The organism is Agarivorans sp. Toyoura001 (assembly GCF_005405585.1).
GTDB lineage: Bacteria > Pseudomonadota > Gammaproteobacteria > Enterobacterales > Celerinatantimonadaceae > Agarivorans.
The window spans coordinates 323,471-345,131 of record NZ_BJEQ01000001.1 but is presented as its reverse complement, the minus strand read 5'-3'; the positions used below and the strand labels follow the sequence as shown (position 1 = coordinate 345,131).

Annotated in this window: 18 protein-coding genes and 2 tRNA genes; 19 read left to right on the top strand and 1 reads right to left on the bottom strand. The window is 44.4% G+C overall.

Annotation, left to right across the window (positions count from 1 at the left end; all coding sequences use genetic code 11):
- Nucleotides 1-2: 2 nt before the first annotated feature.
- Both FFR00_RS01575 and rpoS read left to right on the top strand, forming a co-directional pair.
- Complete coding sequence (locus tag FFR00_RS01575; protein ID WP_137671603.1) at nucleotides 3-806, top strand: peptidoglycan DD-metalloendopeptidase family protein; 804 nt, start codon at nucleotides 3-5, stop codon at nucleotides 804-806.
- A 55-nt stretch (nucleotides 807-861) separates the two neighbouring features.
- Complete coding sequence (rpoS, locus tag FFR00_RS01570; protein WP_137671602.1) at nucleotides 862-1,812, top strand: RNA polymerase sigma factor RpoS; 951 nt, start codon at nucleotides 862-864, stop codon at nucleotides 1,810-1,812.
- Between the two features lie 61 nt (nucleotides 1,813-1,873).
- Here the strand turns inward: rpoS and mutS are convergent, their stop codons facing one another.
- Entirely contained in the window at nucleotides 1,874-4,459 is a 2,586-nt protein-coding gene (gene mutS, locus FFR00_RS01565; protein ID WP_373681403.1) for a DNA mismatch repair protein MutS, read from the bottom strand.
- A 160-nt stretch (nucleotides 4,460-4,619) separates the two neighbouring features.
- Between mutS and recA the strand changes: the two genes are divergently transcribed.
- From recA to luxS, 17 genes are all read left to right on the top strand, one after another.
- Nucleotides 4,620-5,663, top strand: a complete 1,044-nt coding sequence (gene recA, locus FFR00_RS01560) for a recombinase RecA (RefSeq protein ID WP_137671600.1) — start codon at nucleotides 4,620-4,622, stop codon at nucleotides 5,661-5,663.
- A gap of 32 nt (nucleotides 5,664-5,695) precedes the next feature.
- Nucleotides 5,696-6,145 (top strand): regulatory protein RecX, encoded by a 450-nt coding sequence (locus tag FFR00_RS01555; protein ID WP_137671599.1) that lies wholly within the window; start codon nucleotides 5,696-5,698, stop codon nucleotides 6,143-6,145.
- A gap of 142 nt (nucleotides 6,146-6,287) precedes the next feature.
- Nucleotides 6,288-8,912, top strand: a complete 2,625-nt coding sequence (gene alaS / locus FFR00_RS01550) for an alanine--tRNA ligase (RefSeq protein ID WP_137671598.1) — start codon at nucleotides 6,288-6,290, stop codon at nucleotides 8,910-8,912.
- Nucleotides 8,913-8,950: 38 nt separating this feature from the next.
- Nucleotides 8,951-10,165 carry an aspartate kinase gene (locus tag FFR00_RS01545; RefSeq protein ID WP_137671597.1) on the top strand — a complete coding sequence of 405 codons (1,215 nt, stop codon included), beginning with the start codon at nucleotides 8,951-8,953 and terminating at the stop codon, nucleotides 10,163-10,165.
- A 106-nt stretch (nucleotides 10,166-10,271) separates the two neighbouring features.
- Nucleotides 10,272-10,451 (top strand): carbon storage regulator CsrA, encoded by a 180-nt coding sequence (gene csrA, locus FFR00_RS01540; RefSeq protein WP_137671596.1) that lies wholly within the window; start codon nucleotides 10,272-10,274, stop codon nucleotides 10,449-10,451.
- A gap of 242 nt (nucleotides 10,452-10,693) precedes the next feature.
- Nucleotides 10,694-10,786, top strand: a tRNA-Ser gene (locus FFR00_RS01535).
- Between the two features lie 11 nt (nucleotides 10,787-10,797).
- Nucleotides 10,798-10,874, top strand: a tRNA-Arg gene (locus FFR00_RS01530).
- A 354-nt stretch (nucleotides 10,875-11,228) separates the two neighbouring features.
- On the top strand, nucleotides 11,229-11,471 hold the full coding sequence (locus FFR00_RS01525) for an OadG family transporter subunit (protein WP_235836132.1): 243 nt from the start codon (nucleotides 11,229-11,231) through the stop codon (nucleotides 11,469-11,471).
- A 19-nt stretch (nucleotides 11,472-11,490) separates the two neighbouring features.
- The gene (gene oadA / locus FFR00_RS01520; RefSeq protein ID WP_137671595.1) at nucleotides 11,491-13,269 is read left to right on the top strand and encodes a sodium-extruding oxaloacetate decarboxylase subunit alpha; all 1,779 of its coding nucleotides are present in this window, start codon (nucleotides 11,491-11,493) and stop codon (nucleotides 13,267-13,269) included.
- A 12-nt stretch (nucleotides 13,270-13,281) separates the two neighbouring features.
- Nucleotides 13,282-14,415, top strand: a complete 1,134-nt coding sequence (locus tag FFR00_RS01515) for a sodium ion-translocating decarboxylase subunit beta (protein ID WP_137671594.1) — start codon at nucleotides 13,282-13,284, stop codon at nucleotides 14,413-14,415.
- 59 nt (nucleotides 14,416-14,474) lie between these two features.
- A complete protein-coding gene (locus FFR00_RS21950) occupies nucleotides 14,475-14,600 on the top strand; it encodes a hypothetical protein (protein WP_255437583.1) in 126 nt (41 codons plus the stop codon).
- Nucleotides 14,601-14,895: 295 nt separating this feature from the next.
- On the top strand, nucleotides 14,896-15,501 hold the full coding sequence (locus FFR00_RS01510; protein WP_137671593.1) for a beta-phosphoglucomutase family hydrolase: 606 nt from the start codon (nucleotides 14,896-14,898) through the stop codon (nucleotides 15,499-15,501).
- Between the two features lie 9 nt (nucleotides 15,502-15,510).
- Nucleotides 15,511-15,942 carry a YqaA family protein gene (locus FFR00_RS01505; RefSeq protein ID WP_137671592.1) on the top strand — a complete coding sequence of 144 codons (432 nt, stop codon included), beginning with the start codon at nucleotides 15,511-15,513 and terminating at the stop codon, nucleotides 15,940-15,942.
- Nucleotides 15,943-15,959: 17 nt separating this feature from the next.
- A complete protein-coding gene (locus tag FFR00_RS01500) occupies nucleotides 15,960-18,806 on the top strand; it encodes a pitrilysin family protein (RefSeq protein WP_137671591.1) in 2,847 nt (948 codons plus the stop codon).
- 84 nt (nucleotides 18,807-18,890) lie between these two features.
- On the top strand, nucleotides 18,891-20,468 hold the full coding sequence (gene gshA, locus FFR00_RS01495; protein ID WP_137671590.1) for a glutamate--cysteine ligase: 1,578 nt from the start codon (nucleotides 18,891-18,893) through the stop codon (nucleotides 20,466-20,468).
- A complete protein-coding gene (locus tag FFR00_RS01490; protein WP_174235914.1) occupies nucleotides 20,455-21,099 on the top strand; it encodes a hypothetical protein in 645 nt (214 codons plus the stop codon). Before gshA ends, FFR00_RS01490 begins: the two co-directional genes overlap by 14 nt.
- Before the next feature lie 52 nt (nucleotides 21,100-21,151).
- Nucleotides 21,152-21,661 (top strand): S-ribosylhomocysteine lyase, encoded by a 510-nt coding sequence (luxS, locus tag FFR00_RS01485; RefSeq protein WP_137671589.1) that lies wholly within the window; start codon nucleotides 21,152-21,154, stop codon nucleotides 21,659-21,661.

Below are 21,661 nucleotides of genomic sequence, written 5' to 3'. Positions count from 1 at the left end.
GAATGGTTTATCTGCGTTATGTTTGCCTCATATTAGCCATTAGCTTACTGCAGGGATGTAGTCGAGAAGGTGGTCCAGCGCCAGTAACCGATGCTGGTGTGTATAACGCAGATACACGCGGCGTGTTAAACAGCTCGCAGTATAAAGTTAAAAAAGGCGAGACTTTATACTCTATTGCATGGCGAGCTGGGCTGGACCCCAAACAATTAGCAAAAAGAAATAATATTCCAGCTCCTTACACAATTTATGTCGGTCAAACTATTAATTTGAAAGCTAGCAGTGTTAAAACCAGCAAAGCTAAAACGAATAAGCATAAAACTGTGAAGCCGCAAGTTAAAGATGTTAAGAAATCGTCAAAAAAACTTGAATCAACGTCAACAAAGGCATACGCTAAAAACTCGCCTAAGGTAGTAGTAAGCAGCCAAAAAGGTCCAGTTAAAGGCTGGGTTTGGCCAACAAAAGGTAGAATTATCAAAGGTTTCTCTAATAAAGAGAATGGCAATAAAGGCCTTGATATTCGCGGCAGCCAAGGGCAGAAAATTGTAGCTTCAGCACCGGGTCGAGTGGTGTACGCGGGCAGCGCGTTAAGAGGTTACGGAAAACTTATAATAATAAAGCATAATGACGATTACTTAAGTGCTTATGCACATAACAGTCGTTTACGTGTAAAAGAAAAACAGCAAGTAGTAGTAGGGCAACATATCGCCGATATGGGCGATACAGGAACAACCGATACGCGATTACATTTTGAAATCCGTTTCAAAGGAAAGTCAGTAGATCCAAAGAAATATCTACCGGCACTCTAGCCTAGATTGCACATAATAATAACAGCAATCAGGTCTTGTTCAGGGAGGTTATGCTATGACCCAAGTAAAAACTGCTGTAAAACTAAAAAGTGTTTCAACTGGCGATGCTAAAAGCGCAAGGGTTGACAAAAAAGCTAACAAAGACGACATCATGCAAGCCGATGTTTCCAAGAGTTTAGATGCTACTCAGCTCTATCTTGGCGAAATTGGTTTCTCACCTTTACTTACCGCAGAAGAAGAAGTTCTGTACGCCCGACGTGCCCTTAGAGGTGACGAAGCCGCGCGTAAAAGGATGATTGAAAGTAATCTGCGCTTAGTAGTTAAAATAGCACGACGATATAACAACCGCGGCTTGGCTCTGCTGGATTTAATCGAGGAAGGGAACCTTGGTTTGATTCGCGCAGTAGAAAAGTTCGATCCAGAACGTGGTTTCCGCTTTTCAACTTATGCTACTTGGTGGATCCGCCAAACTATTGAACGAGCGATTATGAATCAGACTCGTACAATTCGTTTGCCTATTCATGTGGTTAAAGAGTTGAATGTGTATCTTCGTACTGCACGGGAACTGGCTCATCGACTAGACCACGAACCTACTGCAGAAGAAATTGCCGAAACACTGGACCGCCCAGTAGAAGATGTGACTAAAATGCTTCGTTTAAACGAGCGTATTAGCTCGGTTGATACCCCGATTGGTGGTGATAACGATAAAGCATTATTAGACATTATCTCTGATGAAAATGATCACGGCCCAGAACACAAAACCCAAGATGATGATATGAAAAATAGCATTGTTGGTTGGTTAGGCGAGCTTAATAGCAAACAACGCGAAGTATTGGCACGCCGCTTTGGGTTGTTAGGTTACGAAGCCTCTACCTTGGAAGATGTGGGCAGAGAAATTGGTTTAACTCGCGAGCGAGTAAGGCAAATTCAAGTGGAAGCATTACGCCGCTTACGTGACATACTGTCGTTACAAAATCTATCTATAGACTCACTATTTAAAGTCTAGTGATGTCATCAAATAAAAAAAGGAAGCTTGGGCTTCCTTTTTTGTTTTTCGTTTGGTGCTGTTAACTATTTGCTTGCTGCTTTAAATTAAACAATAAATCTAATGCCGCTCGTGGCGACAATTCATTTGGGTCCAAATTACGCAGTTGATCTAGTATCGGGTGTTCTTCAACACTGCCTAAGTCCATGCTTAATTGAGCTGCTAAGTCACTTTCTGGAATGCTTGGGGTATCTACCGGTGCAGGGTTAGCCGCTTCTAACTGTTTTAACTTACGTTTAGCTTGTGAAATTACAGCTTTAGGTATTCCAGCTAATGCGGCAACTTGTAAGCCGTAACTTTTACTGGCTGCCCCTTCCTGAACTTGGTGCATAAAGGCGATAGTATCTTGATGTTCCACGGCATCTAAATGAACATTAGCCACACCGTCTAGGATTTCTGGCAATTGGGTTAACTCAAAATAGTGAGTAGCAAATAGTGTTTGCGACTCTATTTTACTTAAGGCTTGTGCTACCGCCCAAGCTAAAGACATACCATCATAGGTACTGGTTCCACGGCCAATTTCGTCCATCAATACCAAACTGTTGGTTGTGGCATTATGCAAAATATTGGCGGTTTCAGTCATTTCCACCATGAAGGTAGAGCGGCCACTGGCTAAATCATCTGACGCGCCAATACGAGTGAAAATCTTATCGATGGGGCCTAGCGTTGCGCTTTCTGCTGGCACAAAACTTCCCATGAAAGCCATCAAACATATCAGTGCGGTTTGGCGCATATAGGTAGATTTACCACCCATATTTGGACCTGTTACAATCAGCAGTCTGCGCTTTTCTGCAAGCGTTACAGGGTTCGCAATAAACGGAGTATCGTTTACGTGTTCAACCACTGGGTGTCGGCCACCCTCAATACTAATTCCCGATTGTTCACTAAAGTGAGGGCGTACATAGTTTAGGCTTTCCGCTCGCTCGGCTAAACAACACAGTACATCAAGCTGAGCTATTGCTTGAGCGCTACGCTGCATATTGCTCAAACTTGGCATGAGCAAATCCAACAGTTCCTCATATAGCCGCTTTTCTAATGCCAAAGCTTTACCTTGGCTAGAGAGCACTTTTTCCTCGTGTTCTTTAAGTTCCGCGATAATGTAGCGTTCCATATTCTTTAGCGTCTGCCTGCGAATATAGTGCTCGGGTACTTGTTCGGAATAAAGGCGGCTTACCTCAATGTAAAAACCGTGTACTTTGTTATACCCAATCTTTAGGTTGGCAATTCCGGATTGTTCGCGTTCCCGTTGTTCTATGTCTTTTAAGAACTGAGTCGCTCCCTCGCTTAGGTCTCGCCACTCGTCCAACTCTCGATGGTAACCTGGTGCAATCACTCCGCCATCCCTAATGAGCACAGGAGGGTTATCAATTATTGCTCGCTCTAACAAGGCTAAGGTATCGGGAAACTCACCAATATTTTTAGCTATTGGCGCTAGTGCTTGTGTAGAACTTAAATAAGATTGCAGTTCTGGTAGTAAACTAAAGGCGTTACGCAACCTCGCTAAATCACGCGGTCGGGCAGAACGAAGGGCTAAGCGGGCCAATATTCGCTCAATATCGCCAATCGACTTAAGCACAGTTTGCACTAGAGGATAAAGGTCGGTTTCTAGTATTTCAGCAATGCAATCTTGGCGCGCACTCACTTGTTGCTGGTTGCTTAAAGGCTGGTGTAACCAGCGATTTAGCAAGCGGCTTCCCATGGCAGTGGAGCTGCGGTCCAATATCGAACTTAGGGTGTTTTCGTAGCCGCCAGCAAGGTTACGGGTTAACTCTAGGTTTTTACGGCTTGCGGCATCAAGTTGAATAAACTGATTTTGGCTCTCAACGATAATTGCATTGATATGCGGTAGGGCAGTGCGCTGAGTATCTTGAACATACTGCATTAAACAACCGGCTGCTGAAAGGGCTAGCGGGTATTCACTTACCCCAAACCCGTCTAAATGCCGAGTACCGAACTGCTGATTTAATACTTTTTGTGCGGTGGCTAAATCGTATTCCCATTCTCCACGACGTCGTAAACCTTTGTATGCTTGCAGCTCCGAATAAAACTCGAAGTCATCAGGGTAGAGCAGTTCCGCAGGGTTTAAGCGTTGTAGTTCGGCTTGTAGTTGTTGTTCACCGGTAAATTGATTAATCACGAATCGGCCACTGGCAATATCTAAATAAGCAAGACCAATTTGTTGTTGCTGGTTTATTACGCTGACTAACAAGTTATCTTGTTTCTCTTCCAGCAAGGCTTCGTCGCTCACCGTGCCTGGTGTGATAATTCTAACAACTTTTCTTTCCACCGGCCCTTTACTGGTAGCCGGGTCGCCAATCTGTTCGCAAATAGCGACTGATTCACCTAATTGAACCAGGCGCGATAAATAATTCTCTGCTGCGTGGTAGGGAATACCTGCCATTGGAATAGGTGTACCAGCAGACTGGCCACGTTTTGTTAAGGAAATATCCATTAACTCAGATGCGCGTTTGGCATCGTCATAAAACAATTCGTAAAAATCGCCCATTCTATAGAACAATAAAATCTCGGGATGTTGAGCCTTTAACGTTAGGTATTGGCGCATCATAGGAGTGTGTTTTTCTAGATTTGTCTCAGTCATGGGTCTTATCGAACTACTCGGTTAATGGCTAAACGAAGCAGCAAGGATAAAAGCTGTCAGCCGAATAGGCAAAACTCTTTTATGAATTTTCTGGAATAAACTTGATACTGTATGAATACCCAGTATACTACTGGTCATTAAGATAGTTAAAAGCACCTACGAGGGCGATATGGATCAGAACAAACAAAAGGCATTAGCTGCGGCCCTAGGCCAAATTGAAAAACAATTTGGTAAAGGCTCAATCATGAAGCTTGGTGACAACCGTACCATGGATATCGAAACCATTTCTACAGGTTCTTTATCCGTTGATATTGCCTTAGGCGCTGGCGGTTTGCCAATGGGTCGTGTGATTGAAATCTATGGTCCTGAAAGTTCTGGTAAAACTACTCTTACCTTAGAAGCCATTGCTCAAGCTCAAAAAGTGGGCAAGGTATGTGCGTTTGTTGATGCCGAACATGCCCTAGACCCTATTTATGCCAAAAAGCTTGGTGTAGATGTAGACAACTTATTGGTATCTCAACCTGATACTGGTGAACAAGCCCTAGAGATTACCGATATGCTAGCGCGTTCTGGTGCCGTTGACATGATTGTAATTGACTCGGTAGCAGCTTTAACGCCTAAAGCTGAAATTGAAGGGGACATGGGTGATAGCCACGTTGGCCTGCAGGCACGTTTAATGTCGCAAGCGTTACGTAAGCTAACTGGTACGCTTAAGCAAACCAACTGTATGTGTATTTTCATTAACCAAATCCGTATGAAAATTGGTGTAATGTTTGGTAATCCAGAAACTACATCTGGCGGTAATGCACTGAAGTTTTACGCATCTGTACGTTTGGATATTCGTCGCATCGGCGCGGTGAAAAGTGGCGATGAGATCGTTGGTAACGAAACTCGCGTTAAAGTGGTTAAAAATAAAATCGCTGCACCATTTAAACAAGCCGAGTTCCAAATCATGTACGGTGAAGGTTTTAACCGTTACGGCGAGTTAGTTGATTTGGGCGTAAAAGAAAAATTGGTCGACAAAGCTGGTGCTTGGTTCTCTTACAAAGGGAACAAAATCGGTCAAGGTAAGGCGAATGCTTCAAATTACTTGAAGGAGCACCCAGAAGTTGCTCAAGAGATTGAAATGACGATTCGTAACAACCTGCTTAACAACACCGAAGTTGTTGAAGAAGATACAGCTACTGAAACTCCGGCTGATCAAGAAGCATAAATTGATTAGGAGCCGAAAGGCTCCTTTTTATTATGACCAATCGTAGCGCACTTCACACCACCATCGATCTGCTCTCAAGGCGTTCATATAGTCAGCAGCAATTGTTGCAGAAATTGCGACAAAAGGACTACCAAGAAGCTGAAATCGCAGATGCGATTAACTATGCCATTGAAAATGCTTGGCTTAACGATCATAACTACGCTAGTTCTTTAACTCGCGCTAGATTAGCTCGAGGTTACGGGCGTAATTACATAAAACAATACCTGCAAAGCAAAGGCATCAATAGCGACTTAGCTAATCAGGTCCTGGCTGATCCTGAATGGGATTGGTATCAAAGCTTAACCTTATGTTTTGAGCGAAAGTTTAAACAAGGTCTCCCTTCTGACCGCGTACTTAAGCAAAAATGTACTGCATATTTATACCGCCGCGGTTTTGACTTTGAGTTAATCAATACGCTATTTAGCGAACTACAACAGCAATAAGCCCTCAACACTTTGCCTGCATGGGTCTGCGTGATATATTGTCGCGATTAATTACGGTTTCACCTATTTTAGCGCCTATCGACGAGTAACCCCGAGTTTTACCACGATGTCGAGTTGCTACAAACCCCCAGGAAATAGATTCATGAAGATGACTTCAGCTGAAGTAAGAAATGCATTTTTAAGCTTCTTTAACAGCAAAAATCACCAAATAGTTGCCAGTAGTTCGTTAGTTCCTCACGACGATCCCACCTTACTGTTTACCAATGCGGGTATGAATCAATTTAAAGATGTATTTCTAGGCATTGATAAGCGTAACTATTCACGAGCTACGACCTCGCAACGTTGTGTACGTGCCGGTGGTAAACATAACGATTTAGAAAATGTTGGCTATACCGCACGTCACCATACGTTCTTTGAAATGCTAGGTAACTTTAGCTTTGGGGATTACTTCAAAGAAGAAGCTATTGGCTACGCTTGGGAATTCTTAACTGATGTGGTCAAGTTACCTAAAGAAAAGTTGTTGGTTACGGTTTACCAAACCGATGACGAAGCGTTTGATTTATGGGCCAACAAAATCGGTGTGCCTAAAGACCGTATTATTCGTATCGGTGATAAATCTCCAGAGAAGAAGTTTGAGTCAGATAACTTTTGGCAAATGGGTGACACTGGACCGTGCGGTCCATGTACCGAGATATTCTACGACCACGGCGAACACATTTGGGGCGGACCTCCAGGAACGCCTGAAGAAGATGGCGATCGTTTCATCGAAATCTGGAACGTTGTATTCATGCAATTCAATCGTCAAGCAGACGGTAGCATGGAACCACTGCCTAACCCGTCAGTAGATACTGGTATGGGTCTAGAGCGTATTGCTGCTATTTTGCAGGGCGTGCACTCAAACTACGAAATCGATATTTTTCAGAATCTAATTGCTGCCGCGGCCAACATTATTGGTACCAGCGATTTGGAAAACAAATCACTGCGAGTAATCGCAGACCATATTCGCTCTTGTGGCTTCCTCATTGCTGATGGTGTTATGCCCGCCAACGAAGGTCGTGGTTATGTATTACGCCGGATCATCCGTCGCGCTGTTCGCCATGGCAATAAACTGGGTGCAACAGAAGGTTTCTTCTACAAACTATTACCCGCCCTAATCGCTGAAATGGGCGAGGCTTATCCTGAGCTTAGTACTCAACAACCAGTTATTGAGCGAGTCCTTAAGCTTGAGGAAGAGCAATTTGCAAAAACATTAGACCGCGGTTTAATCATTCTTGACGAAGCCTTAAATGAGCTCGAAGGTTCGGTAATTCCTGGCGACTTGGTATTTAAGCTTTATGATACTTACGGCTTCCCCGCTGACTTAACAGCAGACATCGCGCGCGAGCGTGAACTGAGTGTTGATGAAGCTGAGTTTGAAGCTGCAATGCGCGCGCAGCGAGAACGTGCCAAGCAGGCTAGCAATTTTGGCACTGACTACAACGATAACTTAATTATTGATAGCGAAACTGAGTTTTTGGGTTACCTCCACTTAGAGGCGGAAGTTAAAATCGTTGAGATGTTTAAAGACGGTGAAGCTGAATCAACCGTTCGTAGTGGAGAGCAAGCGATTATCGTTCTCGATAAAACGCCTTTTTATGCAGAGTCGGGTGGCCAAGCTGGTGACGCTGGCGAACTGATGTATGAAGGCGGCAGCTTTGTGGTGCAAGATACCATTAAAGTAGGCAAAGCTTTTGTGCATAAAGGTTATGTGCAAGGTGGAGACTTATGTTTACAAAAAGTCGTTAAGGCTAAAGTAGATTCTCGTCGACGTTGGAACACGGCGTTAAACCACTCGGTCACGCACATATTACATGCTGCATTACGCCAAACCCTAGGTGAACATGTTACTCAGAAAGGCTCACTGGTAGAAGCTCAGCGCTTACGTTTTGACTTCTCTCATTTTGAAGCTATTTCGATGAATTCAATCCGCCAAGTTGAGCATTTAGTTAACCAGCAAATTCGCCGCAATCTGCCGGTAATAACTAAAGTTATGAACCTTGATCAAGCTAAAAAAGCTGGTGCTATGGCTTTGTTTGGCGAGAAGTACGATGACGATGTTCGTGTTGTTAGCATGGGCGACTTCTCTACCGAGCTTTGTGGCGGAACCCATGTTAACCATACCGGTGACATAGGCTTCTTCAAAATTACCAGCGAAGCCGGGATTGCAGCGGGCGTTCGCCGTATTGAAGCGGTAACGGGACAGTTCGCAATAGACCTAATACACCGTATTGCTGAAGAAATGGAGAAAGCAGCCAACTTAGTGAAAGGCGACCAGTTCAGCATTGGCGAAAAAGTGATGCAGTTAGTTGACCGCAATAAGATGCTTGAAAAAGACGTTGCTCAACTAAAAGCTAAACTAGCAAGCGCCGCTAGTAATGATGCCGCAGATCAAATACAAACAATTAACGGTGTGAAAGTATTAATTGCCTTCTTAGATGGCGTTGAAGGTAAAGCCTTACGCAGTAGCGTAGATGAGCTAAAAGTGAAACTTGAGAGTGGCGTGATTTTATTGGCCACAGTAAACGATGGAAAAGTAAGCCTAGTGGCAGGTGTGACTAAAGATTTAACCTCTCGTGTTAAAGCTGGTGAAATGGTGAACATTGCCGCCCAATGTGTAGGGGGGAAAGGTGGTGGTCGCCCAGATATGGCGCAAGCAGGCGGCTCTAATCCGGATGGATTGCAAACTGCACTTGAGAAAGTGAAAGAGTGGTTAAACGAGCAGCTGTAATCAACTAGGCATTAAGTGTTAAAGAAAAAGGAAAGCAAGTGGCACTAATTGTTCAAAAATATGGTGGTACCTCGGTAGGCACGCTTGAGCGTATTCAAGCGGTTGCTGACCGAGTTATTCGCAGTAAAGCAGCCGGCGATGATGTGGTTGTGGTTCTTTCAGCAATGTCTGGTGAAACCAACCGTTTATTGGGTCTTGCCAATGAAATAGACGAAAATGCCGCCGAACGCGAAAAAGATGTACTGGTATCGACGGGTGAGCAGGTCACTATTGCTTTACTTAGTATTGCCTTGCAGAAGAAAGGTTGTGACGCTGTATCGATGACAGGCGATCAAATTCGCATGCATACAGACAATGCCCACGGCAAAGCGCGTATCACTAGTATTGACGATCACAACATTCAAGCACATTTGCAGCAGAATAAAGTGGTGGTTATTGCAGGTTTTCAAGGACGCAGTCCAGAGAACCACATAACAACGCTTGGTCGAGGTGGTTCCGATACTACCGCTGTAGCAATTGCTGCGGCCTTAAAAGCCGATGAGTGCCAAATCTACACAGATGTAGATGGCGTTTATACCACCGACCCACGGGTTGAGCCTAAGGCGCGCCGCCTTGAAAGCATTACTTTTGAAGAGATGCTAGAAATGGCGAGCCTTGGTGCTAAGGTTTTGCAAATCCGCGCAGTTGAGTTTGCTGGCAAGTACAATGTGCCGCTACGTGTTTTATCTAGTTTCACTGAAGGTAACGGTACCTTAATCAGTTATGAGGGAAATAAAATGGAGTCACCCGTAATTTCAGGCATTGCGTTTAACCGCGATGAAGCAAGCTTAACAATTTTGGGTGTGCCAGATAAACCTTCTGTAGCAGCGTCTATTTTAGCCCCAATTGGTGATGCTAATATCGACGTGGATATGATCATCCAAAACTCTATGGGCGACAATACTGCCGACTTTACCTTTACCGTTCACCGTAACGATTACAAGCGGGCTAAAGAGCTGCTAGAGGACACCTCTAACAAGTTGGGCGCACGTGAAGTTCAAGGTAAAGATTCTCTGGCGAAAATTTCTATCGTTGGGGTAGGGATGATGAATCACCCTGGTGTAGCGAAAACAATGTTCGAAACTTTGGGTGATGAGGGGATAAATATGCAACTAATCTCTACTTCTGAAATCAAAGTATCGGTGGTAGTTGACGAAAAGTATTTAGAGTTGGCTGTGCGTGCATTGCATAGTGCATACAACCTAGAGCAATAATGATGACTCTTTGGCTTAAACAAGCTAGTCTATACGCTAATAGCAGAAAAATAATAGCTTTGATAAGTCGCTAAAGAACAAGAAAACGAATTTAAGGAGATAATGAATGCTAATTTTGACTCGCCGTGTAGGCGAAACGTTGATGATTGGGGATGAAGTAACAGTTACTGTATTGGGCGTGAAAGGAAACCAAGTACGTATCGGTGTGAACGCTCCTAAAGAAGTATCTGTGCACCGTGAAGAGATTTACATGCGCATTCAAGCCGAGAAAAACGCTAGCGCCTAAGCGCACGTTTTATCGCCATGATTTGACTATAGGAAGCCTCTGGCTTCCTTTTGTTTTTTAGGGCTTTGCTCAAGCCATTTTGATGTTGGGTAATCTATAATGTTTGCAGTCCCCGCTTAGCTTTTAAGCTGTTAGCTAACAAAAAGGCAGCGAACTGTTCGAAAGCTGAACGAACAAGAGAAAAGTGGTAAAAAAGGTTTGACTATATTTTTGGAAGCAGTAATATCTGCATCCGAAATCGCGGTGAGGTGGCCGAGTGGCCGAAGGCGCTCCCCTGCTAAGGGAGTATAGGGTTTGTAGCCCTATCGAGGGTTCGAATCCCTCCCTCACCGCCATCGATTTCAACGCGCGTGTAGCTCAGCTGGATAGAGTACCTGGCTACGAACCAGGCGGTCGGAGGTTCGAATCCTTCCACGCGCGCCATCTTTTTTCTTTTATTATCCATTCTCTTAATACTCCTAGATCACTATTCACCACTTATGCACCTCAAATTTCCAACTCTTGTGATCGCGATTACTACTTTTGGAGTAGTTAAGCTGCTAAATTACTAACAGTAATACGCTGTCAAGCTACTGTGAATGGCATGTTAATCATTTGTTAAGCTTTGGGCGTTTACCCTGTATAAGAGCTAAAGTCTTGGATTATTGCGGATTTTGTCATTGATAAAATAAAGTTAACAATACCAAGGTTTTGAATAATTATTCAAAATTCAAGTTTGATTTTTGTCGTTTGACATGTAATTCTTACGCCAATCTCAAAGGATGTGGATTATATAATATGATGGATATGACTGAGGTGCTCTTAGAAGCAGCAACGTTAATGGGGGTCGGGATGATCGCCGTATTCTCGTTTTTGTCGCTATTAATTGTGGCTGTAATGGGTTTAGCTAAACTCGCACCACCTTTAGCTGACATTCCCGAACCTAGCCAAGCTTTGCCAACGTCTCCCCAACCCGCCAATAATGCCACTGTTGTCGCTGCAATTACTGCTGCTGTTCAACAGTACCGGAAGGCCCAATAACTAAAGAGGATTTAACGCAATGTCTAAACCACTTGCATTAACCGATGTTGTATTGCGCGACGCGCATCAATCATTGCTAGCAACTCGTCTTCGTATCGAAGATATGTTGCCTATTGCTGAGCAACTTGACCAAATTGGTTATTGGTCTTTAGAAACTTGGGGCGGCGCTACCTTTGATGCTTGTATTCGTTACCTTGGTGAAGATCCTTGGGAGCGCCTACGCGAACTTAAAAAGGCGATGCCTAACACTAAACAACAAATGTTGTTACGTGGACAAAACCTATTAGGTTACCGTCATTATGCCGATGATGTAGTAGAACGCTTTGTAGAACGTGCTGTTAAAAACGGTATGGACGTATTCCGTATCTTTGATGCGATGAACGACCCTCGCAACTTTCAAACAGCAGTTAAAGCGGCACTAGATTGTGGCGCACACGCCCAAGGTACGATTTCGTACACGACTAGCCCAATTCATACCTTAGACAACTGGGTAGATTTAGCCAAGCGTTTAGAAGATATTGGCTGTCACTCTGTTGCAATTAAAGATATGTCAGGCCTGTTAAAGCCTTACGAAGCCGAAACGCTAATTAAACGTCTTAAAGCTGAAACCGATGTAGAAATTGCACTGCACTGTCATGCAACAACCGGCTTGAGCTTACCTACGCATATTAAAGCCATTGAAGCGGGCGTAGACATTATTGATACGGCTATCTCGTCAATGAGCTGTACTTACGGCCACAGTCCAACAGAAACCATTGTAGCGATGCTAGAGGACACTGAGCGCGATACTGGCTTAGACCTTACTAAGCTAGAGTCTATTGCCGCTTACTTCCGTGAAGTGCGGAAGAAGTACGCGAAGTTTGAAGGTAGCTTAAAAGGTGTTGATTCACGCATCCTTATCGCTCAAGTACCAGGCGGCATGTTAACCAACATGGAAGGCCAGTTAAAAGAGCAAGGCGCGGCCGACAAGCTTGACGAAGTATTGTTAGAGATCCCTAAAGTACGTAAAGATTTGGGCTACATTCCGCTGGTTACACCAACCTCGCAAATTGTTGGTAGCCAAGCCGTGCTTAACGTTTTAACTGGTGAACGTTACAAAACGATTACTAAAGAAACTGCCGGTATTCTTAGTGGTCAATATGGTAAAGCGCCGGGCGAAATTAACGCCGAGCTACAAGCGCGCGTATTAGACGGTGCTGAAGCAATTACTTGTCGCCCTGCTGATTTACTGCAAGCAGAAATGGAGCGTCTTGAAACAGAGGTTGTTCAGCACGCAAAAGACAAAGGCTTTAAATTGGCTGATGCGGTAATCGATGATGCGCTTACTTATGCCTTATTCCCACAAATTGGTTTGAAGTTCTTAGAGAATCGCGGCAATGCTGATGCCTTTGAACCTGTACCAAGCGCTGATGACGTAAAGGTTGCCGCTCCTGTTAAAGCCGGTGCAGTAGAAACTTACTCAGTGCGGGTTGATGGTCAAGTGTACAGTGTTGATGTTGGTCCTGAAGGCTCAATTGATGGTGTTAAAGCCGTTGCTCAAAGCACACCAGCCTCTGCGCCAGTCGCGAGCAGCGCTAGTGGCAATGGTGAAGCGCTACCAGCTCCACTTGCGGGTAACATCTTCAAGGTTCTGGCTAAGCCAGGAGCCAATGTTCAAGAAGGTGACGTATTGCTGATTATGGAAGCAATGAAAATGGAAACTGAGATCCGTTCCGCTAAAACCGGGGTTGTTGACGAGGTTCTAGTTAAAGAAGGTGATGCGGTTGCAGTGGGCGAAGTCCTGCTAAGCATCGCGTAAGGGAGCCATAAAGTGGAAGGATTAATTAAGCTATGGTCTGAAACAGGCCTAGCTAACTTTGAGTTTGGTCAGCTGGTCATGATGGCGGTAGGTTTACTGCTGTTGTATTTAGCTATCGTGCGTAAGTTTGAACCATTGCTGCTATTGCCAATTGGTTTTGGTGCAGTATTAGCAAATATTCCAAATGCGGGATTCAATGATGAAGGTGGTTTGCTTTACTACATCTACCATGTAGGGATTGAAACTGGGGTATTCCCATTATTGATCTTTATGGGAGTTGGCGCGCTGACAGATTTTGGTGCGCTTATCGCCAACCCAAGAATGTTGTTATTGGGTGCTGCGGCGCAGTTTGGTATTTTCGCTACCTTGTTTGGCGCTATTTTACTAAACGCCATTCCGGGCTTCGATTTTAGCCTTGCTGATGCATCGGCCATTGCCATTATTGGTGGTGCCGATGGCCCTACAGCGATTTTCTTGGCATCTAAACTAGCACCAGACCTGCTCGGCGCTATTGCCGTAGCTGCATACTCTTACATGGCATTGGTGCCGATTATTCAACCACCGATCATGAAAGCGCTAACCACAAAAGAAGAACGCGAAATTCAAATGGAGCAGCTTCGCCCGGTGAGCATGCGTGAGAAGATTATCTTCCCAATTGCAGTGCTTGGCTTAACTATCTTGTTCTTACCAGCAGCAACACCACTTGTCGGTATGTTCTGTTTAGGTAACTTGATGCGAGAAAGTGGGGTGGTGGATCGTTTGAGCAAAACTGCTCAAAACGAACTTATCAACATTGTGACTATCTTCTTAGGTTTAGCTGTAGGTTCTAAACTGTCTGCTGACAAATTCTTAACCGTAGAAACCTTGGGTATTCTTGGCTTAGGTGCCGTGGCGTTTGGTATTGGTACTGCCTCAGGCGTATTAATGGCTAAACTCATGAGCCGCTTGAGCGGTGGTAAGATTAACCCATTGATCGGTGCGGCTGGTGTATCAGCGGTACCTATGGCTGCACGAGTAGTGAACAAGGTTGGTTTAGAGTCTAACCCTCATAACTTCTTGCTTATGCATGCTATGGGTCCGAATGTGGCCGGTGTACTAGGTAGTGCTGTAGCGGCGGGTGTATTGTTGTCGCTTGTTGGTGGCTAAACACGTTATTAGCTGAACCAAAAAAGCTTGCCTCGGCAAGCTTTTTTATTGGCTAATTAATGGGTTATCCATATCATCAACGAGAAGAAACCGATCAACGCAGCACTCAAACCAATAATCCAATAGTAGCCTTTTCGGCCTTGTTTAAAGCTCAAGCCAAAATGAAAAAGAAAGAGCGTCCATAATATCGTCAACAACAAAGGTATTAAGAAAAAACGCACCATAGTCTTACCTATTACTTCGCTTAAGTGATTGAACAGCTTTTAGTTTACCTGCATTAACGCTGAATAGAAGCGCTTTACGCTACAACTTCGTTTGGCTTCACATACAATCATTTTAGTTTATCTCTTTGCTTGATATTCAGTATCTGAAGCCTTTGTTGTTTGCTTGCTTAGAATTTAGTCCACCTTTGTCAAAGCTTATTGGTATGATGCAGCATGAATCGGCTGCTGTTCAGTCCGAGTAGTTTACGAGTGCTCAATGAATATCCAACAATACCAAGATTATGAAGCCTTTATCTTTGATATGGACGGAACCCTCATCGACTCAATGAAGCAACACCAACAGGCTTGGGAGTTTGCTTTACAACAGTTCAATATCCCTTATACCTCCGAGCAAATGCTAGCCATGAGCGGCATGCCTACGGGCTTATCGGTTGAAAAGCTGCTTGCCGATGCCCATATAAGCAATATTGATGTTGCTGCAGTAGCTGAAGCAAAAGAACAGCGTTATCACCAATTGGTAAACAGTGAGGTATTGGCGACACCGTTGATTGAAGTATTCGAATACTACCTTGGTAAAAAACCAATGGCGGTGGGCACTGGTGCTAGTCAGCAACAAGCTGAGTTGATATTGGCTAAGCTGGGTATTGCTAAGCAGTTTGAAGCGATTGTGGGGGCAGATCTCGTCGCCGAGCACAAACCAGCACCAGACACTTTTTTAAAATGCGCAGAGTTAATGAACGTTCAGCCGCAAGCCTGCTTGGTATTTGAAGATGCCGATGCAGGCGTCGTTGCCGCTAATGCCGCGGGTATGGATGTTGTAGATGTAAGAAATTTATGGCCGGCGAACTATTTTGTTGATTAAGTCGTTCTATTGTTAGCCTTATTATTTTTTAGCGCCTTTGTCTCCGCCACTTTGCTACCGGGTAGCTCAGAGGTGTTATTGCTTGGTTTAGTGAGCCAAGTGCCTGAGCAGTGGATTAGCCTATTAGTGGTTGCCAGTATTGGTAATACTATTGGCGGATTAGTCACCTTTGCCATGGGCTGGGGCTCTTTTAATTACGGTAATCGACATTTTACTTGGTTACCTAACTTAAGTGAGCAGGCCAAAGCTAAACCTTGGTTAACAAAATACGGTGCTTGGAGCTTGTTAATGAGCTGGGCGCCGGTTATTGGAGATGCGTTGTGTTTTGTTGCGGGAGCCGCCAAGCTTTCAGTATGGCAAAGTACTATTGCAATGTTGATTGGTAAAACCATTCGCTACGCCTTGCTAATATGGCTGGGCAGTTCTGTAGCTAATTTATAAGAGAGAGGACAATTATAGTGCTTAGATGGTTAAGTGTATTTAGCATCTTGTGGTTAGCAGCTTGTACTCAGATAGATCCCAAGCCCGGCGATACCCTGCCTAAGGGAGTCCAATTAATAGAGGCTTCGCAGGCCAATAATAGTGATATTAAAATCGCTTATAAAAAGTACCGTTTGGAAAACGGCTTAACGGTATTGCTGTATCAAGATGATAACGCACCACTGGCACATGTTGATGTGACCTATCACGTAGGCTCAAATCGCGAAGAGCCAGGTAAATCTGGTTTTGCACATTTCTTTGAACACATGATGTTTCAAGGTTCAAAGCATGTTGGTGATCAAGAGCATTTTCGTATCATCAACGAAGCGGGTGGCACCATGAATGGTTCCACTACCAAAGATCGTACTAATTACTACCAAACTGTTCCGGCTAATCAGTTAGAAAAAGTACTGTGGTTAGAAGCCGATAGAATGGGCTTTTTACTTGAGGCGGTCAGTCAAAAGAAATTCGAGATCCAACGAGATACCGTTAAAAACGAACGGGCCCAGCGGGTAGATAACGCTCCTTATGGTTTGTTGTCGGAACGTGTTGATGAAGCCTTGTATCCTCGTGAACACCCTTATTCCTGGCAGCCAATCGGCTACATTGAAGATCTAAATCGAGTAGATGTGAACGACCTAAAAGCCTTTTTCCTTCGCTGGTATGGGCCAAATAACGCGGTCATCAGCATTGGTGGTGACATTGATGAACATCAAACACTAGCTTGGGTTGCTCAGTACTTTGGCAGTATTCCAAGTGGGCCCGAAGTACCTGAGATAACCCCTCTTCCTGCTCAACTTAGCGAAACTCGCTATATCTCTTTGGAAGACAGAGTGCATATTCCGTTGTTATACATTAGCTACCCAACGGTTTACGCAGGTGCAGATGACGAAGTTGCGCTAGATATGTTCTCTGAGATCTTAGGTGGCGGCAAAAACTCATTGTTGCATCAGTCTTTGGTTGAAAGTGGTAAAGCGCTATCGGCGGGTAGTTCTCATTATTGCCGTGAAATGGCCTGTACTTTATCAATTTACGTACGCGCCAATCCGCAAGCCGGTTTAACGTTGGCGCAGCTACAACAAGACGTAGATCAAGCAATTAATGATTTTGCTGAACGGGGCGTAAATGCCGAAGATTTGCAGCGAGTACGGTCTTCATTAAAAGCTTCAACCATTTACAGCTTAGAAAGTGTCTCTGATGTTGTCACTCAGCTCGCCTTTGGTGAAACTTTCTTTGGTCAGCCTTTGTATATTAGCCAAGTGCTAGAACAGTTTAAAAATGTTGATGACAAGCAGGTGCAGCAAGCTTATCAGCAATACATAATAAACAAACCTCGAGTGGTGATGAGCGTAGTGCCTAAAGGGCAAACACAACTGATTGCAGGGCCTGATAACTACCAACCAGAGCCGCGCCAACTGCCTGAGCACCAGCATTTAGATGATAATCAACTCGCGCTGCGCGAGGTCACCGATAACTTCGATAGAAGTGTTGAGCCTGCCTCTGGGCCAGCGGTTGCTGTAAAACTACCAGACTTATGGCAAGCTAAATTGAGTAACGGTTTGCAAGTACTAGGCACCTCAGAACAAGCTACACCTACCGTAACTCTGCAGTTTCGCTTAGCCGGTGGCAGTGTATCGGAGCCTGCGGGTAAAGAAGGTTTAGCTAAACTTACTGCGCAAATGCTGATGCAAAGTACTCAACAAACCTTAGCCGCAGATTTAGCCGATGAACTGGTTGAGTTAGGTGCATCGGTAAGTTTTAGTGGCGGCTTGTACAGTCAGAATGTCAATTTAACATCATTGACCGAAACATTGCCTCAAGCCTTAAATGTGTTAGAGCAACGTTTATTAACTCCCGCTTTTGACCCCCAAGAGTTTGAACGAGAAAAAGCGCGCCATCTACAAAGCATTGAGCAAAAATTTAACCAGCCTAGTTGGTTAGCCAGCATCGCTAGCCAAGGCTTGTTCTTTGGCGAAGGTAGCCGTTTAGCCACTTCAAGTTATGGCAGTCGCGAGAGTATTGCCTCGCTAAGCCTTGAAGATGTGAAACAGTTTTGGCAACAACATTACCAACCTGACGGAAGCCAATTGGTCGCGGTGAGTAACTTAAGCCAGCAACAACTTGAAACAGCACTTACGCCTTTACAGCAACAGTGGCAGGGTAAAGCTAGCCAAGCCGCGCATTTAGTAGCGAAGAAATCGGCCAGCAACAACACCATTTATCTACTTGATAAACCCGGTGCGGTGCAGTCTGTTATAAGAATTGGTCGTTCAGCGATGCCCTACGACGCGACCGGCGAATACTTTAAAGCCAATTTGATGAACTTTAACTTTGGCGGTAATTTCAATAGTCGTATCAACATGAATCTACGTGAAGACAAGGGTTACACCTACGGGGTGAGCAGCGGCTTTGGCGGCTTTAAAGACGGTGGTAGCTTCGTGATTTCTACCGATGTGCGCCAAGACGCAACGGCGCCAGCGATAAAAGAGCTGCTGACAGAGTTAGACGCCTATTCAAAGCATGGCCCTAGTGAGCAAGAGCTGGCTTATATGCGCAGCGCCGTATCGCAACAAGAAGCGTTGGCCTATGCCACGCCTTCGCAAAAAGCCTCGTTTTTGATGCAAATGCTAGCCTTCGATCTAACCCCAGAGTTTGTGGCCACGCAAAATCAAATTACTGCCACCATTAGCCAAAGTGAATTACAGCAGTTAGCTGCAAAGTACTTTTCACCAGAGCAAATGATAGTGGTTGTGGTAGGTGACAAAGAACAGCTGTTACCCGAATTAAAGAAAATAGGTATGCCAGTTCAAGAACTTGCATTGTAAAGGACCTACGCGGACGGTGGTAAAAGGTGAGTGAACTCGCTATGCTTTGCCACATTACGCGTTACAACAAATAGTGAGTTCAACTTGACTCAACAGTTTACAACTCGGCTGACGCAACTGAGCGCAGCAATGGCTGATACCGGTGTGCTAGGCATACAACGTGGTATTGAACGTGAAGCATTACGTATTTGTGAACAAGGGAAGTTGGCGCCAAATGGCCACCCTAAAGCACTGGGCGCTGCTTTAACGCATCCTCTAATTACTACCGATTACGCCGAGACATTGCTGGAGTTTATTACGCCAGTATCAGATAGCGTAGAACAGGTGTTGTCGCGGCTTACCGATATTCATCACGAAACGATGAAGCAGCTAGACGGCCAGCGTTTATGGCCGTTGAGCATGCCTTGTTACATTGGTGATGAAGAAGACATTGTATTAGCTGACTATGGTCAGTCTAATATTGGCAAAATGAAACACGCCTATCGCCAAGGGTTACGTCATCGTTATGGCAGTGCCATGCAAGTGATTTCGGGTGTGCATTATAATTTCTCATTACCAATGAGCTTTTGGCAGAATCTGCAAAAAGTGGAGGGTGATCAGCAAGATATTGCTGAATTTATCTCTCAGCGTTACATGGGCTTAATTCGTAACTTTTATCGTTACGGGTGGATGGTTGCCTACCTATATGGTGCTTCACCGGCTTTATGTGGCTCGTTTATGAATGCAGGCGACAGTGAACTGGCATTTGAAACCATGGGTAAAGGTACCTTGTACTTGCCTTATGCTACGTCATTACGTTTAAGTGATTTAGGTTATACCAGCTCGGCTCAGCATCAATTAGACATCAACTACAACAGCGTTAGTGAATACGTTAAAAGTGTCCGTAAAGCAGTAAGCACTCACTCCGATGAGTTTGCCAATATTGGTGTGAAAGTTGAGGGTGAATACCGCCAGCTTAACGCTAATATTTTACAAATCGAAAATGAGTTATACGCACCTATTCGCGCTAAGCGGGTGGCTAAACCTGGGCAAACACCTTCTCAAGCATTGGCTGAAGACGGCATTGAATATATCGAAATTCGTGCTTTAGATGTTAACCCGTTTAGTGGTGTAGGCGTAACAGAGTCACAAGTTAGAGTGATTGATAGTTTATTGTTAGCGTGTGTATTGATGGACTCACCAGAGATGGACCAAAACGAGTTACAGCAAAGCCGAGATAACTTTAATATAGTGGCTATTCAGGGGCGTAATCCGGCACTAGAGATGACCATTGCCGGGCAAACTCAAGGCTTACCTAAGCATATTGAGCAGCTGCTTGAGCAGATGAGTAAAGCCGCTGAATTGCTGGATGTTCAACGTGAAGCCGCTGATTTCTCGAATGCTCTAGAAGAGGTGATCGCTGATATCAGTAATGACAATACCTATTCATCTCGTTTCTTACGTTTGCTTAAAGCTCAGGCTCAAGATAACAGCGGCTTAGGCTTGCAATGGGCTGCACAATATCGCGAAGAGATGCTTGGTCATACGAGTATTAACTGGCAAGATCAAGACTTTAGCGCGATGGCTGAGCAAAGCTTTATTGAGCAACAAGCAATAGAAGCTGGTGATGACCTCGATTTTGATGACTTTTTAGTGAAGTACTTTGAGAATGCCAATAAATAAGGAAGTGCCTGTAGTTAAGTTTGCCAAGGCTTTGGTAGTCATTCTAGGTTTAAGTGTATTGGCGGGATGCAGTAGTGCGCCGCCGCAAGACCCTGAAAACTTGTGTAGTATTTTTGAAGAAAAGCGCGATTGGTATAAATCAGCCAAGAAAATGAACAAGAAATGGGGAACCCCTGTGCATGTTCCTATGGCAATGATGTATCAAGAGTCTAGCTTTAAGCATAATGCTCGCCCACCGATGCAATATTGGTTTGGTTTTATTCCGGTTGGTCGAGCAAGTACCGCTTACGGTTATAGCCAAGCCAAAACCATGACTTGGGATGATTATGTGCGGGAAACAGGAAACTCTTGGTCTTCGCGCACTAACTTTGATGATGCGATTGATTTTATGGGCTGGTTTACCAACAAAACCCATAAAATAAACGGCGTATCTAAGTGGGACGCACGCAACCAATATTTGAACTACCACGAGGGCTGGGGTGGCTATAAACGTGGTACTTATCACCAGAAACAATGGTTAGTAAAAGTAGCCGGTACGGTAGACCAACGTTCTAAACGTTACGCCGCACAGTATAATAAATGTAAAGAAGATCTAGATAGTAGCTGGCTATGGCGACTGTTTTTTGGTTGAATACACCCCATTAAGTCATCTTGGCTTAGCTAGGATTTGAAGAGAGATAATCATGCCTTTATTAGATAGTTTTACCGTTGACCATACACGTATGCATGCTCCTGCAGTTCGCGTAGCAAAAACCATGGCAACGCCAAGCAAAGACACCATTACTGTGTTTGACCTTCGTTACTGTGTGCCAAATGAAGAAATTCTGTCAGAAAAAGGCATTCATACTTTAGAGCACCTTTACGCTGGCTTTATGCGCGAGCATTTAAATTCTGCGAATGTAGAGATTATTGATATCTCGCCAATGGGTTGTCGTACTGGTTTTTACATGAGCTTAATTGGTAGCCCTAATGAATCTCAGGTTGCTGAAGCGTGGCTAGCGTCTATGCACGATGTATTAGCGGTAGAGCAACAAAATGACATTCCAGAGCTAAATGAATATCAGTGTGGTACTTACTCTATGCACTCGTTAGACGAAGCAAAAAGTATTGCTAAGAACATCATAGACCGTGGCATTAGCGTAAATAAGAACGACGAGCTAGGTTTGTCGGATGAGATTTTAGGCAAGTTGTAA

Bases quoted from the DNA above. Each gene is read 5' to 3' on its own strand.
- alaS (WP_137671598.1), top strand. From the start codon at position 6,288: ATGAAGATGACTTCAGCTGAAGTAAGAAATGCATTTTTAAGCTTCTTT.
- FFR00_RS01555 (WP_137671599.1), top strand. From the start codon at position 5,696: ATGACCAATCGTAGCGCACTTCACACCACCATCGATCTGCTCTCAAGG.
- oadA (WP_137671595.1), top strand. From the start codon at position 11,491: ATGTCTAAACCACTTGCATTAACCGATGTTGTATTGCGCGACGCGCAT.
- FFR00_RS21950 (WP_255437583.1), top strand. From the start codon at position 14,475: ATGGGTTATCCATATCATCAACGAGAAGAAACCGATCAACGCAGCACT.
- FFR00_RS01525 (WP_235836132.1), top strand. From the start codon at position 11,229: ATGATGGATATGACTGAGGTGCTCTTAGAAGCAGCAACGTTAATGGGG.
- csrA (WP_137671596.1), top strand. From the start codon at position 10,272: ATGCTAATTTTGACTCGCCGTGTAGGCGAAACGTTGATGATTGGGGAT.
- luxS (WP_137671589.1), top strand. From the start codon at position 21,152: ATGCCTTTATTAGATAGTTTTACCGTTGACCATACACGTATGCATGCT.
- FFR00_RS01575 (WP_137671603.1), top strand. From the start codon at position 3: ATGGTTTATCTGCGTTATGTTTGCCTCATATTAGCCATTAGCTTACTG.
- rpoS (WP_137671602.1), top strand. From the start codon at position 862: ATGACCCAAGTAAAAACTGCTGTAAAACTAAAAAGTGTTTCAACTGGC.
- FFR00_RS01510 (WP_137671593.1), top strand. From the start codon at position 14,896: ATGAATATCCAACAATACCAAGATTATGAAGCCTTTATCTTTGATATG.
- FFR00_RS01490 (WP_174235914.1), top strand. From the start codon at position 20,455: ATGCCAATAAATAAGGAAGTGCCTGTAGTTAAGTTTGCCAAGGCTTTG.
- recA (WP_137671600.1), top strand. From the start codon at position 4,620: ATGGATCAGAACAAACAAAAGGCATTAGCTGCGGCCCTAGGCCAAATT.